Below are 20637 nucleotides of genomic sequence, written 5' to 3'. Positions count from 1 at the left end.
ACCGTCGAGACTAGGCGCCGGGTGCCGCCTTCGACAAGGGAGCGCCGCCTGCAATCCTCCGGAGAATAAGGTCGGTCGCATGTGGCCAATCGCGCGCGGAGGCCGCACCCTCCGGCAGAGGCGGCAGATGGGCGCGGAAGGTCTCGCTGGCCATGAGATGCACGAGGAAGGCGCGGGGCACGCTGCGGCCGACGGTGACGAGATTGGGCGGCAGATCGTCCACGAAGACGATCGGTCCCGGCCAGATCTCGGCAAGCTCCGCGACGACGCCGCCCTTGGAGCGCTCGGTCGCGATCATCGGCGCGTCGAGCCCCGCCGTGTCGAGATGGCGGCGCCGGACGGGGTAGAAGGACGGCGTCATGGCCGTCAGGAACACGATGTCGGCGACCGGCGCGATCGCGGCGACAGCCTCGCGGACGCCGTCGACCAAAGTCTGCCGCGTTTCCTGGTCCTCGTAGAGCCGTTCCGTCATGCCGTTCAGCTCGTGGCCCGTCAGCGCGGCGCCCGTCGAAAGGGAGCGGACGTTGCCGGTCAGCCGGAAGTCGTCCGCCTTCAGCCGCGCGCCATGCTCTTCGAGCAGCGCCTTGAAGGGCTCGATGAAGTGGATGACGACCTCGTCGATATCGAGCACCACGAGCGCGTCGCGGCGGCGTTCGAGATCGGCGACGGCCGGGCCCATGGTCGTCGGGGCGCGCTTCATCGGGCATCCGCCCCGAAGGCCGCGCCGAGCGTCTGCCTTGCGGCAGCGACGTCCTCCGGCGCGATGTCGGCCTCGGCCGCGAAGGCCAGAAGCGTCGGCTCGTGGCCGAGGAGGAAGTCGAGCAGCCCGGCGAAGAAGGCGGGGTCCGCGGCGGCGGCCCGCAGCTCCTGCGGCTGGAGGCCGCTGAGATCGAGGAAGCGATGCAGCTGGACGGGATCGCCGGCGAGGAACTGGAGAGCCTTCACGCCCATCGCTTCCGCCGCTTCGGGGCCTGGAGCGCGGCGGGCGGGCGTTTTGAAGTTCGACACAGGATGCGATTCCTCTGATGCTTTCGGAGATACCTATTTCTTAAATCAAATTCGGATAGTCCTCGATCCATCCACCCGAGAAATCGGCGTGGACCGGCTGAACCTTGGAGTGAGGCGGATGACGAAGACCGTGATGATTGTCGAGGATAACGAGCTCAATATGAAGCTCTTCCGCGATCTGATCGAGGCGCACGGCTACCGCACCGTCCAGACGCGGAGCGGCCTGACCGCCGTCGATCTGGCGCGAGAGCACCATCCGGACCTGATCCTGATGGACATACAACTACCGGAAATTTCCGGCCTGGACGTGACGAAGCAGCTGAAGGCCGATAGCGAATTGCACAAGATCCCGGTGATCGCCGTCACCGCCTTCGCGATGAAGGGGGACGAGGAGCGGATCAGGAAGGGCGGCTGCGAGGCCTATATCTCGAAGCCCATTTCCGTGACGAAGTTCATCGAGACCATCAAGTCCTTCCTCGGCGACGCTTGAGGAGGGGCCGATGTCCGCGCGAATCCTCGTCGTCGACGATCTCGACATCAACCTGCGGCTTCTCGAGGCGCGGCTGAACGCGGAATATTACGAGGTGGTGCTGGCGCGAAGCGGGCCGGAGGCACTCGCCATCTGCCAGTCCGAAGCGATCGATCTCGTTCTTCTCGACGTGATGATGCCGGATATGGACGGCTACGAGGTCTGCCGTCTTCTGAAGGCCGACCCGAAGACGCGCCACCTGCCGATCGTGCTCGTGACCGCGCTCGACCAGCCGTCGGACCGCGTCATGGGCCTGGAAGCCGGGGCCGACGACTTCCTGACCAAACCCGTCCGTGATCTTCAGCTTTTCAGCCGCGTCCGCAGCCTGACCCGGCTGAAGCTTCTGACGGACGAGCTGCGCGTGCGTGCGGAAACGACGGCGAGCGTCGTCTCGTCGGGCGATCTTCTCGGCGACCTCGGCCGTGCGGGCCTCGGCGGGCGCGTGATGATCTTCGAGGATGCCGGCGGCATGGCGCGGCGCCTCGGCAAGATCCTGAAGGACGAGCAGACCGTCGTCGAAGTGCCGACGAGCCCCGACGCTCTGGCCAGCCGCGAGGCTGCGGGCGCCGATCTCTTCGTGGTCGATCTCGCCAGCGGCGACTACGACGCCCTGCGGCTCTGCTCGCAGATCCGATCCCGCGACTCGATCCGCCAGATCCCGATTCTCCTGATCACGGACGCGGCGGACGAAATCCGCGCGGCGAAGGCCATGGAACTCGGCGCCAACGACTATCTGATCGCGCCGATCGACCGGAACGAGCTGAGGGCGCGCGTCCGGACGCAGGTGAAGCGCCGGCGCTACGACGAAAGCCTGCGCCAGTCCCTGCGCCAGACGATCGAACTGGCCGTGACGGACGGGCTGACCGGCCTCAGCAACCGGCGCTTTCTGGAGACGCATCTGCCCAAGCTCGTGGAGCGCGCCACGGCCGATCAGCGGCCGCTTGCCGTGCTCATCGCCGATATCGACCATTTCAAGCGCATCAACGACGGGTTCGGCCACGATGCCGGCGACCATGTTCTGCGCGAGTTCGCCGCGCGGGTGAAGCAGAGCCTCCGGGCGAGCGATCTCGCCTGCCGATTCGGCGGGGAGGAGTTCGTCGTGCTCATGCCGGAAGCCGACGAGCGCGCGGCGCTGGGCGTCGCCGAACGAATCCGGGTTCTCACGGCGGAGGCACCCTTCGCGATCGGCGGCGAGGCGCTGAACGTCACGGTCAGCGTCGGCTATGCCAATCTCGGCCCCGGCGACAGCGCCGAAACGATGCTGAAGCGGGCCGACCAGGCTCTCTACAGCGCCAAGCGGGCGGGCCGGAACCGGGTCGAGACACGGGCGGCCTGAGCGTCGGGCTACGACGTGCAGCCTACGATGCCGAACCATTCCTGACGGAAGGCGCCCGGCGACGCCTCGCTCCGCCCGCTTCGGGCAGGCTTTGGATGGACGGTCGATCGCGGGACGAACGGCCAACTTTCACGAAGGATGGGGCTCGAAAAAACTCAGGGAGCGCCAGGGTCCGCCGCAACCCTCTCGGGTCCCCGGGGCGGTCGGTCGGCATCCTGGCTTCATGCGGTATCCGCGTGCCGTCGCCGGATACAGGCCGACCATCCCCGCGCCAGACGCTCAATCGCTGCTCGACTCGATGCCAGCGTTCAGACAACGAAGCGCACAAACGAAAACGCCGCCCGAAGGCGGCGCTTGCATCCCGGAAGAGGCGAGAGGCCTCTTACTTGATCTTGGTCTCGCGGAAGTCGACGTGCTTGCGAGCGACCGGATCGTACTTCGTCTTGACCATCTTGTCGGTCATCGTGCGGCTGTTCTTCGTCGTGACGTAGAAATAGCCGGTCTCAGCCGTGCTGAGCAGCTTGATCTTGATCGTCGTTGCCTTCGCCATGTCGGTCTTCCCACGCCCTGCGCAATGTTGGTCTGCCCATCACGGCGCTTGTCGCGTCCGTATCCGTCTCGGCAGAGGTTCTTGTTGATGCCGAGGTTTCGGCGTCCCGACCGGCAGCATGGACGCGTCGCCGCGCCCGGCGGACGCCCGGCTCATCACGGCGCTTATCCCCTCTGAGGTCGCAAAAGTCAACTCGGGTTGGGCGCGCGCGCGATGCGCGTTCCGGCGAGCAGGACATAGCCGATGAAGAAGAAGGCAAGGGCGAAGGAGAAGCCGTCCGCGCCGAAGAGGTCGAGCGAACTGCCGATCACCTGCGGGCCGATCAGCATTCCGACGGCGTAGCAGAAGATGAAGGCCGCATTGGCCGAGGCGAGCTCCGCGCCCGCGAGCTGGGCACCGAGATGGGCAAGGCCGACCGTGTAGAGCCCGGCGACGCATCCGCCCCAAATGAAGAGCACGCCCGCCATCATCCACCAGTTCTCCGTGAGGAAGGGCAGGCAGAGCGAACCCACAAGACCGATCGCGGCGAAGGCGAGGAGGAGCACGCGGCGGTCCTTCACGCGGTCGCTGTAAAGGCCGATCGGGATCTGGAGGAGAACGTTGCCGAGGCCGATCGCCGTCAGGAGCTGCGCCGCGTCGGCCTGCGAGAATCGCGCCATCTCCCCGAAGATCGGAAAGAGCGCGAAGCCGCCCGATTCGACCGCGCCGAAGACGAGCACGGCCGCCGTCGCCGTGGGCACGGCGAAGAGATAGCGCCAGAACGAGCCGGCCTGCCGCTCGCCGATCAGCGGCTCTCGGTTCCAGGCCAGGAGAAGCGGTACCAGGGAGGCGAGAATGACGCCGGCTCCGATGCCGAAGGGCAGGAAGCCCTCCGAACCGATCTGCGAGAAGATCCACGGCCCCGCCGCGAAGCCGAGCGAGAGGAAGGTCGCATAGATGCCGAGGATGAGACCCCTTCGGGTCGGGGGCGCTGCCGCGTTGATCCAGAATTCGGAGAGGATGAAGAGCGCGGTGATCGAGAAGTGGAAGACGAGCCGGAGCGGAAACCACGTCCAGAAGGGCACGAAAAAGTAGAAGCCGAGCGCCGAGGCGGCGGCGGCGAGAATCGAGAGGACCATGGTCGTGCGCACGCCGATGTGCCGTGCGATGGGAGTCACGAGCGGCGCGGCGACGAGCGAGGCGACGCCGGCGACAGCGCTGTTGAAGCCGATCATCGTCGGCGAGATCCCGCGCTCTTCCAGGATCACGCTGAGAAGCGGCAGGCCGAGGCCGAGCGCGATGCCGACCGCGCTGATCGAGGCGATGGCCGCGCCGGCGGCGATCCAGTCGATACGCTGCTCGGCCGGGAGGTGGGGCGTGCTGTCGGTGCTGGTCATCACGGTCAGATCATGTCCCGAACGAGCCTCTGGTTCCGGCTGCGATAGAAGGGGATCGGGCGGCTCGGATCCCGCCATCTCCCGTCCCGCAGCCGATCGCCGACGTCGCCGAGCACCTGCCGGGTTATGTCGGGAAGATCAAGCGAGAGGGCCTCGTCGAGCGTGAACCAGCCGAGCGAATCGAGTTCGCGATCGAGCCGGTCCTCGAAGGGAATGCGGTGCGCGACCGTCTCGATGCCTGCGCAGAAGAATCGCGTGTCGTAGCGCCTGATATGGCCGGGCGGCGTGATCGCGCGGGCGACGAAGACGAGGGCGGAGATGTCGGGCACAATGCCGGCCGCCGCAAAGAAGCTCCAGGCATCGCCGCCTGCGCCGAGATCGGCGCCGGGAGAGGGCGCTCCGAGCATCAGACCGGCTTCCTCGAACGTCTCGCGTAAACCCGCCAGGGCAACGGCTGCGGCACGGTCACGCCCGAAGCGTTGCGGCGTCAATTCGGCGAGCCGGTCGATAATAGGCGCGTCCAGCGCCATCCTGCGCGCGAGCGTCAGGTCCGCGGGATCGACGCGTCCGCCGGGAAAGACGAATTTCCCCGGCATGAAGACATGCGCCTCGCCACGCCGACCGAGGAGAATACGGACGTCGCCCGGGCCCCGATCGTCGACGACGATCAGCGTCGCCGCATCGCGCGGCGGGCGGCGCCAGGGCGTGGCGTCAAGGATCGCGGCTCTCGCTGCCGCCGAAGCCGCCCATGCGGATCGCCCATTGCAGGCCGATCGTCGCGCCCTTCAGCGGGCGTAGGAGCACGAGCGACAGAACCAGCGTGGTCGGCACCCAGATCGCCAGATGCGCCCACATGGAGAGATCCACCATCTCCTCCGCAGCCATGAAGAGCGCGACGACGATATGGCCGACGATGAAGACCGTCAGGTAGGGCGGCAGATCGTCCGCCCGATGATGGGTGAAGGTCTCGCCGCAGACGGCGCAGGCATCGACGCTGGTGAGATACCCGGCGAAGATCTTGCCCTGGTTGCAGTTCGGGCAGCGGCAGAGAAAGCCGCGCGCCATCGCCTGCCAAACCGAGCGCGGCTCGACCGCCGGCTCGTCGGCGTCGCCGATCGTCTCGCCGAAGCGCAGGGTATCGGTGGTCTCGACCTTCATCGTTTCGTCCTCGTACGGCCGGAGGCCGTCTTGCCCTTGGGGCCGGGGCGCGAGGCCCCAGGTCGCCGCGCCGGTCTTAGCCCGGCTTTGTGATAGGACGACGTCGTGCCCGGCAGCTTGCGCGGCTCGCTCACCATGTCGAACCGCATCGAACCCGCCAGAGGCAGCGCCTCCGCAAGCTTTACCTCGACCGGGTCGCCCAAGCGATAGCCATGGCCGGAGCGGCTGCCGATCAGCGCATGGCCGATCTCGTCGTAGGAGAAGTATTCGTCTCCGAGCTTGGATAGGGGGATGAAACCGTCCGCACCAAAGGCCGGAAGCACGACGAACAGCCCCGCTTTCGTGACGCCGGCGATGCGACCGTCGAACGTGTCGCCGATTCGGGCGGCCAGATGATGCGCGATCAGGCGGTCCACCGTGTCGCGCTCGGCCGCCATGGCGCGGCGCTCGGCGCGCGAGATCGTCTCGGCCGTCTCCTCCAGCCCCGCCTCGTCCTCCTCGCTGAGCCCGCCTTCGCCGAGCTTCAGCGCGGTGACGAGCGCGCGATGAACAATGAGGTCGGCATAGCGGCGGATCGGCGAGGTGAAATGCGCGTAGCGCATGAGGTTCAGGCCGAAATGGCCGATGTTCTCGGGGGAATAGAGCGCCTGGCTCTGAGAGCGCAGAACGACCTCGTTAACGAGGCTCTCGTGCTCGCCGCCCTTCACATGGGCGAGAATGCCGTTGAAATGCGACGGCCGCAGCGAGCCGCCCTTGGCGAGCGAGATGTCGAGCGTGCGCAGGAAGTCGCGCAGGCCCTCCAGCTTAGCGAGCGAGGGCGCGTCGTGGGCGCGGTAGATGAGCGCCTGCCGCCGATCCTCCAGCGTCTCGGCCGCCGCGACATTCGCCTGGATCATGAACTCTTCGATGAGGCGATGCGCGTCGAGCCGCTCGGGCACCATGACGCGGTCGACCTCGCCGCGCTCGTTGAGGACGATCTTCTTCTCGGGCAGATCGAGGTCGAGCGGCTGGCGCTTCTCGCGTCCGCGCTTGAGGCAGGCATAGGCTTCCCACAGCGGGCGGAGCACGCCGTCGCGGATTTCGTCGGGCACGTCCGTCGGCGTCCCGTCGATCGCGCCCTGCGCCTCCTGATAGGAGATCTTGGCATGGCTGCGCATCAGGATGCGGTGGAACGTGTGCCGCAGTTTCTCGCCGCCGGCGTCGAAGATCATCCGAACCGCCAGCGCCGGGCGGTCCACGTCCGGCTTCAGCGAGCAGAGATCGTTGGAGATCCGCTCCGGCAGCATCGGCACGACGCGGTCGGGGAAGTAGACGGAGTTTCCGCGCTGCCGCGCCTCCTCGTCGAGCCGGGAGCCCGGCCGCACGTACCAGGAGACGTCCGCGATCGCGACCGTCGCGACGAAGCCGCCGGGATTGGCCGGGTTCTCGTCGGGGCGGGCATGGACCGCGTCGTCATGGTCCTTGGCGTCGGCCGGATCGATCGTGACGAGAGCGAGGTCGCGCCAGTCCTCGCGATCCGTCAGCGGCACGGTATCCGGCGCGGCCTCGGCTTCGGCCAGCACGGGCTTGGGGAAGACATGCGGGATCGAATGGGCGTGAAGCGCGATGGTGGAGATCGCGCGTTCGCTCTCCATCGTGCCGATGATCTCGATGACCCGGCCGGCCGGCAGACCGTTGCGGGCCCGGTCCATCGGCTCGATCTCGACGAGATCGCCGGCCTTCGCGCCGAGCGCGTCGTCCGGGGACACGATATATTCGAGCTGCCGGCGCTCGACGGGCTCGATCCGCCCGCCGCCGCCCGGCATCGGCCGGAAGACGCCGAGCGCGATGGCCTTCTTCTTTTCCAGAAGACGGATGACGGAGGCGCGGGGCCGGTCGGGATCGTCGCGTTCGAGACGGGCCAGCACCCGGTCGCCGATGCCGGCCGCCGGAGCCCCCTCGCTCTGGCGGATTTCGAAGACCGGGCGATCGTCGCCCTCGTAGTTCACGGGCTCGGCGAGAAGCCCGCCATCCTCGTCGCGCCGCCGAACCTCGAGAACGAGCACGTCGGGCAGGGCGCCCGGGCGGGAGAAGTGCCGCCGCCCGCCCTCGATCAGGCCTTCCGACTGAAGCTCGGCGATGAGGTCCTTCAGAAGGATGCGGCTGTCGCCCTTCACGCCGAAGGCCTTGGCGAGGTCCCGCTTGCCCGCCTTGTCCGGATTGTCCGCGATGAAGCGCAGGACCGCCTCGCGCGTCAGCACCGTCCTCATGTCGAAGGGTTGCTTCACGCGCTTGGCCATACCCGAAACTCCGCTACTCTGCCGCCGGCTTGGCGACCTTCTTGGGCGCCTTGATCAGCGTCGTCACCGGCGCCGGAGCCCGTTTGGGAGCCGTCGCCACGGGGGCAGCCGCCGGCGCCGCCTTCGGCTTGGGCTTTGCCTTCGCGGCCGCCTTCGGCTTGGCAGGCGCGGCCTCGCCGTCTGCCGCTTTGGCGGTCTTCTTGGCCGCGGCCTTCTTCGCGGGCGCCTTGGCGGGCTTGGTGCCTGTCTTCTCCGCGCGCTCGTTGAGGAGAACGATCGCCTCCTCCAGCGTCACGCTGGACGGGTCCTTCGCCTTGGGCAGCGTCGCGTTGACCTTGCCGGCGTTGACATAGGGGCCGAAGCGGCCCTCGCGCACGGTGATCTGGCCGCCGAGCGTCGGATGCTCGCCGAGCGTCGCGATCGGCTCGGGCGCCGCCCGCCGTCCGCCGCGTTCCTTCTTCTCCGCAATGACGGTGACGGCGCGGTTGAGGCCGACCGTGAACACGTCCTCGATCGTCTCCAGATTGGCATAGGCGCCGTCATGCTGGAGGAACGGGCCGTAGCGGCCGAGACCGGCCAGGATCATCTTGCCGGATTCGGGGTGCAGGCCCACCTCGCGCGGCAGCCTCAGAAGCTGCATCGCCTTCTCGAAGTCGATCTCGGAGACGACCCAGCCCTTCGGCAGCGAGGAGCGCTTGGCCTCCTTGCCTTCGCCGCGCTGGACGTAAGGCCCGAAGCGGCCGGAGCGCAGCGTCACCGGCTCCGACGTGTCGGGATCGGCGCCGAGAACCTTCGGCTCGTCGGAGGCCCCATCCGTGCCCTCCGCCGACAGGGTCGAGCCGAGCTGCCGCGTGAAGCCGCATTCGGGATAGTTGGAGCAACCGACGAAGGCGCCGAACTTGCCGAGCTTCAGGCTGAGCTGGCCGGAATTGCAGCGCGGGCAAAGCCGAGGATCGCCGCCGTCTTCCCGCGGCGGGAAGGCGAGCGGCGCCAGCTCGACGTTCAGCGCGTCGAGAACGTCGGTGACGCGAAGCTCCTTCGTGCCGTCGACATGGCCCGAGAAGTCCTTCCAGAAGTCGCGCAGAACGTCCTTCCAGGCCAGCTCGCCCGCCGAAATCCGGTCGAGCTTCTGCTCCAGCTCGGCCGTGAAGTCGTACTCCACGTACTTCTCGAAGAAGTTGTGCAGGAAGGCCGTCACCAGCCGACCCTTGGAATCGGGGATCAGCTTGCGCTTGTCGTTGACGATGTACTCGCGGTCCTGCAGCGTCTGGAGCGTCGCGGCATAGGTGGACGGGCGCCCGATGCCGAGCTCCTCCATCTTCTTGATCAGCGAGGCTTCCGAATAGCGCGGCGGCGGCTCGGTGAAATGCTGCGTGGCCGAGACTTCGCGCTTCTCGGTCGTCTCGCCCTGCTCGATGCGGGGAAGCCGCGCCGAATCGTCGTCCTCGTCGGCCGTCTGCGGCGCGTCATCCTCGCGGTGGTCGACATAGGCGCCGAGGAAGCCGTCGAAGCGGACGACCTGACCGGTCGCGCGCAGCGTCGCCGCGGCTCCGCCGTTTCGCGCCTCGATATCGACGGTCGTGCGCTCGATGTCGGCGGCCGCCATCTGGCTGGCGATGGTGCGCTTCCAGATCAGCTCGTAGAGGCGCGCCTGATCGCGGTCGAGATACTGCTCCACGTCTTTCGGATGGCGCGCGAAGGCCGTCGGGCGGATCGCTTCGTGGGCTTCCTGCGCGTTCTTGGCCTTCGACGTGTAGACGCGGGGCTTCTCCGGCACGTATTTTGCGCCGAAGGTCTCGCCGATCGCCTCGCGGGCCTCGGTCACGGCTTCCGGCGCGATCTGCACGCCGTCCGTTCGCATATAGGTGATGAGACCGACCGTCTCGCCGCCGATATCCATGCCCTCGTAGAGCTTCTGCGCGACCTGCATGGTGCGCGACGCCGAGAAGCCGAGCTTGGCGGAGGCCGCCTGCTGCAGCGTCGAGGTCGTGAACGGCGGGCCGGGATTGCGCTTGGTCGGCTTGGCCTCGACCGAGGCGATCTTGTAGCTCGCCCCGTCCAGCATCTGGCGGATCGACTGGGCACGCTCGCCATTGTCCACCGAGAGGCGCTGGAGCTTGTCGCCGGCAAAGCCGGTGAGGCGTGCGGTGAACTCCTCGTTGCGCGGCGTCGCGAGCCGGGCGGCGATGTTCCAGTATTCCTGCGGCTTGAAGCGCTCGATCTCGCTTTCGCGCTCGCAGACCAGCCGAAGCGCGACGGACTGCACGCGGCCGGCCGACCGGGCACCAGGCAGCTTGCGCCAGAGGACCGGCGAGAGCGTGAAGCCGACGAGATAGTCGAGCGCGCGCCTTGCGAGATAGGCGTCGACCAGCGGCGCGTCGATCTCGCGCGGATTGGCCATGGCGTCGAGCACGGCGGACTTGGTGATCGCGTTGAAGACGACGCGGCTCACAGGCTTCTTGCCGATCGCCTTCTTCTGCCGCAGGACCTCCAGCACGTGCCAGGAAATCGCCTCGCCCTCGCGATCCGGATCGGTCGCCAGAACGAGCGCGTCGGCGCTCTTCATCGCGTCGGCGATCTCGGAAAGGCGCTTCTGGCTGAGCTTGGCGACTTCCCAGCTCATCGAGAAGTCGTCGTCCGGCAGCACCGACCCGTCCTTGGCCGGCAGATCGCGGACATGGCCGTAGGACGCCAGAACCTTATAGTTCGAGCCGAGATACTTGTTGATCGTCTTCGCTTTTGCCGGCGACTCGACGATGACGAGGTCCATGGGCGGAACGTCCTAGAATGTCCGAGGGCGCGGCGTGAAAACGGCGCCCGCTCTGTGGCGAGGCCTGTGAGGATCGGCCGTGCAGGGCCTCACATGGACAGAGTGAGCCGGCCGGTCAAGAGCCGCCCCTCGACGGAAGCACAACTAAAAAGAGTGTCTTGAAATTACACTCAATCAGTAGGAGATAGTCCGCGCTGGGTCCCGACCTGGAGACATGCTTCTCCGTCAGGGGCCGCAGCGAGGAGAACCCGCTGATGCCCGAGAACGGCAAAGACCCACGAGACAACCTTAAGTATGTGTCCGACATGCTTGAGCAGCTGAAGGTTCTATCGGCCGGCAGCGGAGGGCCGTTCCTGACCTATCTGCTCGACATGGCGAAAACGGAGGCCAGCGAACGGCTTCGCGCCGCGCAGGATCGCTCTCCCTCAGGCCAGAAGTGAGATACGGCCGCCGGAATGGCGTTCGATCCGGCCCGCAAGGTCCAGCTCCAGGATGACGAGCTGGACGGCGCCGGGAGCCGCACCCGTGAAGGCGATGAGATCGTCGAGGTCGATCGGAACCGGGCCGAGCGCTTCCAGGATTCGCTCCCGTTCGGTCTCGCTCGGCTCTTCCGTCGCCGGGCCTGAACCAGGCTCTTCCAGCGGAAGAAGCGGCAGGCGGGGCAGCCCTCCGGCCAGCGGGGTCAGCGCATCCACGACATCGGCGGCTTCCGTCACGAGGATCGCGCCGTCCTTCAGCAGGCGATTCGTGCCGGCGGCGCGCGGATCGAGCGGCGATCCGGGCACCGCAAAGACGAGACGGCCGAGCTCGCCCGCAAGCCGCGCGCTGATCAGCGAGCCCGAGCGCATCGCCGCCTCGATCACGACCAGACCGAGCGAGAGACCGGCGACGATCCGGTTTCGGCGGGGGAAGTCGATCGCCCGCGGCACCCAGCCGAAGGGCATTTCGGAAACGAGACAGCCGCCGCCATCCACGATGCGCCGCATGAGCGGCCGGTTCTCGTTCGGATAGGGCTTGTCCAGCCCGCCGGCGAAGACGCCGATCGTCCCCGTCGGCAGGCTCGCCTCGTGCGCCGCGGCGTCGATGCCGCGCGCAACGCCGGACACGACGACGAAACCGCCTTCGCCGATTCCCCGCGCCAGATGACCCGCGAACTTCACCCCTGCGAGCGAGGCGTTGCGGGCCCCGACCATGGCGACGGACGGGCGCAGCAGCGTCTCGGCGCTGCCCATGACGGCAAGGAGCGGCGGGGCGGGGTCGGCGGCGCGAAGGGCCGGCGGGTAGTCGGGCTCGCCGAGGCCGACGAATCGGGCGCCGAGACGCTCGGCCAGCGCGAGTTCCGCCTCGGCCGACGAGAGACTGGCGATCGCGATGCGTTTCTTGGAGCCGCCGCGGCTGGCGAGATCGGGCAGGGCGTCCAGCGCGGCTTCCGCACCGCCGAAGCGATTGACGAGCGCGCGGAAGGTGATGGGGCCGACATTCTCGCTGCGGATCAGCCGCAGCCAGGCGAGACGCTGGGCGTCGGACAGCCGCAAGGCCGGTCCTGGCCCCGCGGGAAGGCTCATCCCTTGGCTCCGATCCGCCCTTCCGTTCCGGCGAGGAGCCGCTCGATGTTCGGCCGGTGCTTGACGTAGACGAGCACGGTGAGAACGCCCGAGAGGATCGCGGCCGGACTGTCGCCGAGGAGATAGTAGGCGATGGGCACGACGAGCGTCGCGGTCAGCGCCGCCAGCGACGAGTAGCGGAAGATCGCGGCCATGCCGAGCCAGGCGACGGCGAAGACGAGGAGGCCGACCGGCGAGAAGCCGAGGAGGACGCCGATATAGGTGGCGACGCCCTTGCCGCCCTTGAAGCCGAGCCAGACCGGGAAGAGATGGCCGAAGAAGGCACCGAAGCCCGCCGCCATCGCGGCCGCCGCGCCGAACTGCCAGCCGATGAGGACGGGCAGCGTGCCCTTCAGGATATCGGCGAGGAGGGTCAGGATCGCGAGCTTTTTATTGCCCGTGCGAAGTGCGTTGGTCGCGCCGATATTGCCGGAGCCGATCGAGCGGAGATCGCCGAGCCCGAAGGCCCACGTCAGAACGAGGCCGTAGGGAACGGAGCCGGAGAGATAGCCGAGGACGAAGAGCCCGGCGACGAGAGCGACGTTCGCACCATCCATGGGTCAGGCTTCTCTCGGTGCGCGCTCCGCTTCGAACACGGTGCGTCCGCCGACGACGGTCCGCAGGACCTCGCCCTGGAAGCGCGCGTTCTCGAAGGCGGTGTTCTTGGATTTCGACCGGATGCGGTCCTTGGAATAGATGAAGGGCGCGTTCGGATCGACGAGGCAGAGATCGGCGGGAGCGCCCGGCTTCAGCGTGCCGCGATCGAGCTTCAAGAGCGCCGCCGGGGCCGAGGTCATGGCCTCCACGAGGCGCATCAGCGGAACCGCACCGGAATGATGCAGCCGGAGCGCGGCGGGCAGCAGCGTCTCGAGGCCGATCGCCCCGGCTTCGGCTTCCGCGAAGGGGTGGCGCTTGCCGTCGGCGTCGTGCGGGTCGTGCGCGGAGACGATGATGTCGATCGTGCCGTCCGCCAGGGCCTCGACCATGGCCTGCCGGTCGTCCTCGGCGCGCAGGGGCGGCACGAGGCGGAAGAAGGTGCGGTACTCGCCGATATCGTTCTCGTTCAGCGAGAGATGGTTGATCGACACGGCCGCGGTGACGCGCCGGTTTGAGCGCTTGGCGGCCCGCAGGATTTCGGCGGAGGCCGCGACCGATATGCCGGCCGCGTGATAGCGGCAGCCGGTGAGGGCGGCGAGGCGCAGATCGCGCTCCAGAGGGATGATCTCGGCCTCGCGCGGCGCGGCGGGAAGGCCGAGCCAGGAGGCGAGCAGCCCCTCCGTCATCACGCCGGCGCCGGTGAGATCGGCATCCTGCGTCTCGTGCATGATCAGCGCGTCGAAATCCCGCGCATAGGTCATGATCCGCCGCAGAAGCCCCGAATTGCGGATGGTCTGTCTTCCATCCGTGAAGGCGCTGACGCCGGCCTCGGTGAAGAGGCCGATCTCGGTCATCTCCTTGCCCTCGAGGCCGCGCGTCAGGGCGGCCGCGGGAAAGACGTTGACGAAGGCCGTCTCGCGCGCCGTGCGCATCACGTATTGGGCGAGCGCCACGTCGTCGACCACCGGATTGGTGTTCGGCATGGTGAGGATCGAGGTGATGCCGCCGGCCGCCGCGGCGCGGCTGGCCGAGCGGATGGTCTCGCGGTGCTCTCCGCCGGGCTCGCCGATGAAGACGCGCGCATCGACGAGGCCGGGCAAGGCGAGAAGGCCGCGCCCGTCCACGATCTCGGCGCCCTCCGGGTGCCCCTGGCCACGCGCCTCCGCGCCGGCCGCGAGGATGCGGCCTTCGTGGGCGATCAGCGTGCCGGTCTCGTCGAGCCGGCGCGAGGGATCGACGATGCGGACATTCTCGACGACGAGCGGACGCGGGGCGCTCATGCGGCCTCTCCCGCCTTGTGGGACAGGAGCGCCTGCATCACCGCCATGCGCACCGCGACGCCCATTTCGACCTGCTCCTCGATGACGCTCTGCGGCCCGTCCGCGACGTCCGAGGCGATCTCGACGCCGCGGTTCATCGGGCCGGGATGCATGACCAGCGCATCGGGCCGGGCATGGGCGAGCTTCACGTCGTCGAGCCCGTAATAGCGGAAGTATTCGCGCACGGAGGGCACGAAGGACCCGGCCATGCGCTCGCGCTGGAGGCGCAGCATCATGACGACGTCGGCATCCTTCAGCCCCTCGTCCATGCGCCTGTAGACCTCGACGCCCATCTGCTCGATGCCGGAGGGCAGCAGCGTCGAGGGCGCCACCACGCGCACTCGGGCGCCCAGCGCATTGAGAAGAAGGATGTTCGATCGCGCGACGCGGCTGTGGAGGACGTCGCCGCAGATGGTGACGATGAGGCGCGCGATGCGGCCCTTGTGCCGGCGGATCGTCAGCGCGTCGAGCAGCGCCTGCGTCGGATGTTCGTGGACGCCGTCGCCGGCATTCACCACGGCGCATCCGACCTTCTGCGCCAGAAGCGCCACCGCGCCGGCCGCGTGATGGCGCACGACGAGGATGTCGGGATGCATCGCGTTCAGCGTCATGGCGGTGTCGATGAGCGTTTCGCCCTTCTTCACCGAGGAATTGCCGACCGACATGTTCATGACATCGGCGCCGAGCCGCTTGCCCGCCAGCTCGAAGGAGGCCTGGGTTCGCGTCGAGGCCTCGAAGAAGAGATTGATCTGCGTCCGGCCCTTCAGGACCGAGCGCTTCTTATCCTCGCGCCGGCCCCATTGGACCTCCGATTCCGCGAGGTCGAGAAGCCGTTCGATCTCGTGCGGCTGAAGCGCCGCAATGCCGAGAAGATGGCGGTGAGGGAAGGGCGCTGAGCTGTCCATGTCGAGGGTCGGCTATAGGTCAAAGCGGCCCGAGCGGCAAGCTGGACCGGAGGCTCGCCCGGGCACGAAATCGACCGGGCGATGCCGAGCTTGGCCCGGCCTCTTAAGGTTAACCGATGATGACCCGTTGCCGTTCGGCTTGCGGGGTCGATACTGGTCTTAACGAAGTCTTAAAACCTCGAAGGATCACCGCCGAGATGCAGCGTCTGGCCACCACCGTCGCAATCGCCGCCTGGATCGGTTTCCTCGGCGTTTTTTCCGTGGAACTGGCGGCCAACGCTTTGGCGCCCGGCCTCCTCGCCGCCGTCGCGTCCTATCCCTGGCCCCAGGAAGTGTCGGCGCAGTTCGGCGGGGTGGGGGCGTTTCTCGGCCATCTGCCGCCGGCGGGCGAACTCGCCGTCTCGGCGGCTTGCCTCGTCATCGTAGGTCTCTTCGCCCGCAGCCTCATCCTCCTTCACGCTCGCGACGCCTCGAATCGCGCTGGCGGAGAGCTGTCGGCGCTCGTCGCGCTGGCGGCCGTCGCGGTGCTGGCCGGCGCCTCGCAGCTGACGACCCTGCCGCTTCTGCCGATCGATACGAGCGGCGGGCTCGTCTGGCTCGCCATCGCGCTCAGCATCGCGGCCGTCGTCTTCGACCGTCTCGTCGTGGTCGAGCCCGCCGAGAGCGATGCGGCGGAGGCGGAATTCGAAGCGGGTCTCTCCGCCCTCGCGCAGAGAATGGGCCGTCAGGCCGCCCTCTATTCCTGGCCGGAGCAGGAGCCGACCGGCGCACGCAAGGACGACAGACCATGATTCGCGGCCTCCTCCTTCTCTGGCTCCTGCCGATCGCCTTCTTCTGGAGCTGGTACTTCATCTCCCTCCACGATCTCGGCTTCGGCCTCTTCTTCTTCTCCCGAGAACTCCACGAGATGGTGTTCGAGATCTACGGCTCCACCCTCGGCGTCGATCCGGCCGCGCTTCCCGGCATGGTCGCCAAGGCTCTCGTCGTCGACACCGCGATCGTCTTCTCGCTCGTCGCTCTGAAGAAGCACCGCGCCATCGCCCGGTTCATCGTCTCCAAGCGCTCCTCCCGGTCTCAGAGCCCAAACCGAAATTCGGCGGCTGAGGATCGGCGAGTGATTTTTGGGTCTCGCGAGGAGGCGAGCGCAGCCGATATCGCGTGATATCGGCAAGATCGTCGACGAAACGAGGCGCGAAAAGCGCCGTCGAGCCGACCTGTCCGAGTTTCGGCTTGGGCTCTCAGTCGGGCTTCGCGGTCGCCAGCGAAGAAAGCCTGTCCAGGGCGCCCTGAAGAATGAAGGCGGCGGCCGCCGAATCGATGCGCTCTCCGCGCTTCTTGCGCGAGACGTCGGCCGAGATCATGCTGCGCTCGGCCGCCACCGTCGACAGCCGCTCGTCCCAGAAGACGATGGGCCGCGGGTCCAGCCGCTGATAGTTGCGCACGAAAGCCCGGGTGGACTGGGCGCGCGGTCCTTCCGATCCGTCCATGTTCAGCGGCAGCCCGATCACGATCGCGCCGCAACGTTCCTTGTCGAGAAGCGCCGTCAGCGCTTCGGCATCGGCAGCGAACTTGGCGCGGCGGATCAGCGTGCGCGGCGTCGCAAAGCCGAAGGACAGGTCCGAGACCGCGATCCCGATCGTCTTCGTGCCGAGATCGAGGCCCGCGATGCAGCGATCGGCCGGCAGGAGATCCTGCAGTTCAACGATGTCCACGACCGGCATGAGGCTCGTCTCCAACTTCTCGGGCACGCCCGGCTTGACCCGGAGGGTGCAGCTTCTCACCTAACACGGCGCTTCCCGAGGCGGTGAGACCGGACGGGACTGCGGAGCCACGAGGAGAGACGATCGTGAAACTGACCTATTTCGGCCACTCGGCCTTCCGCATCGAAAGCGGAAGCTCCGTCATCCTGATCGACCCTTTCCTGACCGGGAATCCGCATTTCGACGGCGATCTCGAAGCGGCGGCCAAGGGACTGACCCATATCGTCCTCAGCCATGGTCACGGCGATCATGTCGGCGATACGGTCGATCTGGCCAAGCGCCATGGCGCCAGCGTCGTTGCCACCTTCGAGCTGGCGCAGTGGCTGAAGGGCAAGGGCGTCGAGAAGATCGAGCCCGGCAACACCGGCGGCACGATCAAGTTCGGCGATTTCTCGGTGACGCTCACCCAGGCCTTCCACTCCTCGGCCGCCATCGACGACAATGGCGAGACGACCTATCTCGGCATGCCGAACGGCCTCGTCTTCCACTTTTCGGAGGGGCCGAGCGTCTATCACATGGGCGATACCGACATTTTCGGCGACATGGCGCTGATCGAGGAGCTGCATCATCCCGAGATCGGCCTCGTCCCGATCGGCGACCGCTTCACCATGGGCGCCGCCGTCGCCGCGCTCGCCTGCCGGCGCTATTTCAACTTCAAGACCGTCATTCCCATCCACTGGGGCACGATCCCTGCGCTGGACAGCGATCCCCAGCCCTTCGTCGACGCGATGGAAGGCGACGGCAACCGGGTGCTTCTCCCCAAGATGAACGTGCCGTTCGAGGTCTGAGCCGGCCTTTGTTGCGACTCCGGGAGCGTGCCGCTATAGCGGGCGGCATGTGCCCGGGCTCGGTCCGGGCGAGCCGAATCTACGAGGGCCCGATGTCCGTCGATCACCAGACCGTTCGCCGTGTCGCGCGCCTGTCCCGCATCGCGGTGACGGACGACGAGGTCGCCGCGATGGGCGCCGAGCTGAACGCCATCCTCGGCTTCGTCGAGCAGCTCGGCGAGGTCGACGTTTCGGGCGTCGAGGCCATGACCTCCGTCATCCCCATCGAGATGCGCAAGCGCCAGGACATCGTCACCGACGGTTCGAAGGCCGAGGACATCGTGGCCAACGCGCCGGTTCGCGACGAGCATTTCTTCGTGGTTCCGAAGGTCGTCGAATGACGAGCGACGGCGTCGTCATAGCGGCCGAGACGCCGCTTCAGGACGACGTGCGCGCCATGGTCGCCGCCCTGAACGCGACCATGCGACCCCTCACGCCGCCGGAGTTCCAGTTCCAGCTGACCGTCGAGCAGATGGCCGAACCCTCGATCGTCGTGCTCGTCGCCAGGGATGCCGATGGCCGAGCCGTCGGCATGGGCTCGCTGAAGGACCATGGCGACGGGCTCGGCGAGGTGAAGCGCATGTATACGCTGCCCGAGACGCGGGGTGCCCGCATCGGCTCGAAGCTCGTGGCGCGCATCGAGGCGGAAGCGCGGAGCCTCGGCATTGCCCGCCTCGTCTTCGAAACCGGCGAGGCGCCCGGTTTCGAAGAGGCTTGGCGCGTCTACGAGCGAAACGGATTTCGGCAGTGCGCCGCCGTGTTGGACTATCCCGATTCCGGCTTTTCCCGGTTCTACGACAAGAAGCTTTCCCCATGACCGACCTCACCGCCCTGACGATCGCCGAGGCACGAGACGCCCTTGCGGCTAAGACCTTCTCGGCCGCCGAGCTGACCGAGGCCTATATCGGCGCGATCGACGCCGCCAACGGCGCGCTGAACGCCTATGTCGCGGTGACGCCGGACAAGGCGCGCGCCATGGCCAAGGCCTCCGACGAGCGGATCGCCGGCGGATCGGCCGGCGCCCTCGAAGGCATCCCGCTCGGCATCAAGGATCTCTTCGCCACCGAGGGCGTCCACACCCAGGCGGCCTCGCACATTCTCGACGGCTTCGAGCCCCGCTACGAATCGACCGTCACGGCCAATCTCTGGGCCGATGGCGCGGTCATGCTGGGCAAGCTCAACATGGACGAGTTCGCCATGGGCTCGTCCAACGAGTCCAGCTATTACGGCCCGGTGAAGAATCCCTGGCGCCGCAAGGGCTCGAACCTCGACCTCGTGCCCGGCGGCTCGTCCGGCGGCTCGGCGGCGGCGGTCGCGGCTCATCTCTGCGCTGGCGCGACGGCGACCGACACGGGCGGCTCCATCCGCCAGCCAGCGGCCTTCACCGGCACGGTTGGCATCAAGCCGACTTACGGCCGCTGCTCGCGCTGGGGCATCGTCGCCTTCGCCTCCTCGCTCGATCAGGCCGGCCCGATCGCCCGCGACGTGCGCGATGCCGCCATTCTCTTGAAATCCATGGCCTCCGTCGATCCGAAGGACACGACCTCGGTGGACCGTCCCGTGCCGGATTACGAGGCCGCCGTCGGCCGCTCCGTGAAGGGCATGAGGATCGGCATCCCGCGCGAATACCGCGTCGAGGGCATGCCGGCCGAGATCGAAGCCGTCTGGCAGGCCGGCATTTCCTGGCTGCGCGAGGCCGGCGCCGAGATCGTCGACGTCTCGCTGCCGCACACGAAATACGCGCTGCCCGCCTATTACATCGTCGCGCCCGCCGAGGCCTCGTCGAATCTCGCCCGCTACGACGGCGTTCGCTACGGCCTGCGCGTGCCCGGCCGCGACGTGACGGACATGTACGAGAACACCCGCGCGAGCGGCTTCGGCCGCGAGGTCAAGCGCCGCATTATGATCGGCACCTACGTCCTCTCGGCCGGCTATTACGACGCCTACTACATCCGCGCCCAGAAGGTTCGCACGCTCATCCGGCGTGACTTCGAGACGGTCTATGCCAACGGCATCGACGCGCTGCTCACCCCCGCGACCCCTTCGGCCGCCTTCGGCATCGCGGACCAGGAGATGAACTCCGATCCCGTGAAGATGTATCTGAACGACATCTTCACGGTCACGGTCAACATGGCCGGCCTTCCCGGCCTCGCCGTTCCGGCCGGCCTCTCCGGCGAGGGCACGCCGCTCGGCCTTCAGCTGATCGGCCGGCCCTTCGACGAGGAGACGCTCTTCTCCGTCGCCAGCGTGATCGAGAAGGCGGCGGGTCGGTTCGAACCCGCCAAGTGGTGGTGAGGGCGGTCGGCATGACATCCTTGCGCGCGTCACCCGCCGAATGCCGAGACATGACCGAACTCCGCGCGGCGATCGACCTGATCGATGCGGAGCTGATTGCGCTGTTCGCGGAGCGAATGGGCTACATCCATCGCGCGGCGGAGCTGAAGAAGGACATCGGCATTCCGGCCGATGTGCCGGATCGCGTTCAGGAAGTCGTCTCCAATGCGGCGGCGCGAGCCGATGCGCTCGGTCTTGATCCCGCCCTCTACGGCGATATCTGGAGCCGGATCGTCCAGGCCGCCATCGCCGAGGAAAAGGTCCGTCTCGGCGAGTGAGCGACGC

Annotated in this window: 23 protein-coding genes; 10 read left to right on the top strand and 13 right to left on the bottom strand. The window is 67.6% G+C overall.

All coding sequences use genetic code 11. From position 1 onward, the window contains the following. Positions 1–10: 10 nt before the first annotated feature. Complete coding sequence (locus ASG62_RS14585; RefSeq protein WP_056691688.1) at positions 11–700, bottom strand: hypothetical protein; 690 nt, start codon at positions 698–700, stop codon at positions 11–13. After that, positions 697–1008, bottom strand: a complete 312-nt coding sequence (locus tag ASG62_RS14580; protein ID WP_244487502.1) for a DUF3572 domain-containing protein — start codon at positions 1006–1008, stop codon at positions 697–699. The genes ASG62_RS14585 and ASG62_RS14580 overlap by 4 nt, the downstream gene beginning before the upstream one ends. 118 nt (positions 1009–1126) lie before the next feature. Between ASG62_RS14580 and ASG62_RS14575 the strand changes: the two genes are divergently transcribed. Together ASG62_RS14575 and ASG62_RS14570 are read left to right on the top strand one after the other, a co-directional pair. Continuing rightward, positions 1127–1498, top strand: a complete 372-nt coding sequence (locus tag ASG62_RS14575; RefSeq protein WP_056691682.1) for a response regulator — start codon at positions 1127–1129, stop codon at positions 1496–1498. A 10-nt stretch (positions 1499–1508) separates the two neighbouring features. After that, a complete protein-coding gene (locus ASG62_RS14570) occupies positions 1509–2873 on the top strand; it encodes a PleD family two-component system response regulator (protein ID WP_056691678.1) in 1365 nt (454 codons plus the stop codon). 382 nt (positions 2874–3255) lie between these two features. On the opposite strand, the gene rpmG is transcribed toward ASG62_RS14570, so the two are convergent. From rpmG to topA, 6 genes are all read right to left on the bottom strand, one after another. Beyond that, positions 3256–3423, bottom strand: a complete 168-nt coding sequence (gene rpmG / locus ASG62_RS14565; RefSeq protein WP_056691675.1) for a 50S ribosomal protein L33 — start codon at positions 3421–3423, stop codon at positions 3256–3258. Between the two features lie 188 nt (positions 3424–3611). Then, positions 3612–4799: an MFS transporter gene (locus tag ASG62_RS14560; protein ID WP_056691672.1), complete on the bottom strand. Its 1188-nt coding sequence runs from the start codon at positions 4797–4799 to the stop codon at positions 3612–3614. A 5-nt stretch (positions 4800–4804) separates the two neighbouring features. Beyond that, complete coding sequence (locus ASG62_RS14555; protein ID WP_056691669.1) at positions 4805–5395, bottom strand: hypothetical protein; 591 nt, start codon at positions 5393–5395, stop codon at positions 4805–4807. A 115-nt stretch (positions 5396–5510) separates the two neighbouring features. Continuing rightward, positions 5511–5957 (bottom strand): DUF983 domain-containing protein, encoded by a 447-nt coding sequence (locus tag ASG62_RS14550; protein WP_056691665.1) that lies wholly within the window; start codon positions 5955–5957, stop codon positions 5511–5513. Next, positions 5954–8236 (bottom strand): ribonuclease R, encoded by a 2283-nt coding sequence (rnr, locus tag ASG62_RS14545; protein ID WP_056691662.1) that lies wholly within the window; start codon positions 8234–8236, stop codon positions 5954–5956. The genes ASG62_RS14550 and rnr overlap by 4 nt, the downstream gene beginning before the upstream one ends. A gap of 13 nt (positions 8237–8249) precedes the next feature. Continuing rightward, entirely contained in the window at positions 8250–11006 is a 2757-nt protein-coding gene (gene topA / locus ASG62_RS14540; RefSeq protein WP_056691659.1) for a type I DNA topoisomerase, read from the bottom strand. 254 nt (positions 11007–11260) lie between these two features. Here topA and ASG62_RS14535 point away from each other — a divergent pair, with 254 nt between their 5' ends. Beyond that, positions 11261–11446 (top strand): hypothetical protein, encoded by a 186-nt coding sequence (locus tag ASG62_RS14535; protein WP_056691655.1) that lies wholly within the window; start codon positions 11261–11263, stop codon positions 11444–11446. Here the strand turns inward: ASG62_RS14535 and dprA are convergent. Genes dprA through ASG62_RS14515 form a run of 4 tightly spaced genes read right to left on the bottom strand, consistent with a single transcriptional unit; the run spans position 11432 to position 15431 of the window. After that, a complete protein-coding gene (dprA, locus tag ASG62_RS14530) occupies positions 11432–12571 on the bottom strand; it encodes a DNA-processing protein DprA (RefSeq protein ID WP_056691652.1) in 1140 nt (379 codons plus the stop codon). The genes ASG62_RS14535 and dprA overlap by 15 nt on opposite strands. After that, positions 12568–13167, bottom strand: coding sequence for a glycerol-3-phosphate 1-O-acyltransferase PlsY (plsY, locus tag ASG62_RS14525; protein ID WP_056691649.1), 600 nt, complete (start codon positions 13165–13167; stop codon positions 12568–12570). Before plsY ends, dprA begins: the two co-directional genes overlap by 4 nt. A 3-nt stretch (positions 13168–13170) precedes the next feature. After that, positions 13171–14487 carry a dihydroorotase gene (locus ASG62_RS14520; RefSeq protein WP_056691646.1) on the bottom strand — a complete coding sequence of 439 codons (1317 nt, stop codon included), beginning with the start codon at positions 14485–14487 and terminating at the stop codon, positions 13171–13173. Continuing rightward, positions 14484–15431 (bottom strand): aspartate carbamoyltransferase catalytic subunit, encoded by a 948-nt coding sequence (locus ASG62_RS14515; RefSeq protein WP_056691644.1) that lies wholly within the window; start codon positions 15429–15431, stop codon positions 14484–14486. The genes ASG62_RS14520 and ASG62_RS14515 overlap by 4 nt, the downstream gene beginning before the upstream one ends. 197 nt (positions 15432–15628) lie before the next feature. Here ASG62_RS14515 and ASG62_RS14510 point away from each other — a divergent pair, with 197 nt between their 5' ends. Together ASG62_RS14510 and ASG62_RS14505 are read left to right on the top strand one after the other, a co-directional pair. After that, positions 15629–16222 (top strand): hypothetical protein, encoded by a 594-nt coding sequence (locus ASG62_RS14510; protein WP_056691641.1) that lies wholly within the window; start codon positions 15629–15631, stop codon positions 16220–16222. Then, positions 16219–16593, top strand: a complete 375-nt coding sequence (locus ASG62_RS14505; protein ID WP_056691638.1) for a DUF6105 family protein — start codon at positions 16219–16221, stop codon at positions 16591–16593. Before ASG62_RS14510 ends, ASG62_RS14505 begins: the two co-directional genes overlap by 4 nt. Positions 16594–16669: 76 nt before the next feature. Here ASG62_RS14505 and ruvX read toward each other — a convergent pair whose 3' ends face one another. After that, positions 16670–17152, bottom strand: coding sequence for a Holliday junction resolvase RuvX (gene ruvX / locus ASG62_RS14500; RefSeq protein WP_056692206.1), 483 nt, complete (start codon positions 17150–17152; stop codon positions 16670–16672). Between the two features lie 125 nt (positions 17153–17277). Between ruvX and ASG62_RS14495 the strand changes: the two genes are divergently transcribed. The 5 genes from ASG62_RS14495 (at position 17278) to ASG62_RS14475 (ending at position 20630) form a co-directional block, all read left to right on the top strand. After that, positions 17278–17979: a metal-dependent hydrolase gene (locus tag ASG62_RS14495; RefSeq protein WP_056691635.1), complete on the top strand. Its 702-nt coding sequence runs from the start codon at positions 17278–17280 to the stop codon at positions 17977–17979. 92 nt (positions 17980–18071) lie between these two features. Beyond that, complete coding sequence (gatC, locus tag ASG62_RS14490; RefSeq protein ID WP_056691633.1) at positions 18072–18359, top strand: Asp-tRNA(Asn)/Glu-tRNA(Gln) amidotransferase subunit GatC; 288 nt, start codon at positions 18072–18074, stop codon at positions 18357–18359. Then, complete coding sequence (locus ASG62_RS14485) at positions 18356–18835, top strand: GNAT family N-acetyltransferase (protein ID WP_056691630.1); 480 nt, start codon at positions 18356–18358, stop codon at positions 18833–18835. The genes gatC and ASG62_RS14485 overlap by 4 nt, the downstream gene beginning before the upstream one ends. Further along, a complete protein-coding gene (gene gatA, locus ASG62_RS14480; RefSeq protein WP_056691627.1) occupies positions 18832–20313 on the top strand; it encodes an Asp-tRNA(Asn)/Glu-tRNA(Gln) amidotransferase subunit GatA in 1482 nt (493 codons plus the stop codon). Before ASG62_RS14485 ends, gatA begins: the two co-directional genes overlap by 4 nt. Positions 20314–20363: 50 nt before the next feature. Beyond that, positions 20364–20630: a chorismate mutase gene (locus ASG62_RS14475; protein ID WP_156382154.1), complete on the top strand. Its 267-nt coding sequence runs from the start codon at positions 20364–20366 to the stop codon at positions 20628–20630. Positions 20631–20637: the final 7 nt, after the last annotated feature.

The sequence above is a fragment of the Aureimonas sp. Leaf427 genome (assembly GCF_001425485.1).
Taxonomy (GTDB): Bacteria; Pseudomonadota; Alphaproteobacteria; order Rhizobiales; family Rhizobiaceae; genus Plantimonas.
This window is presented reverse-complemented; position numbering and strand designations above follow the sequence as displayed.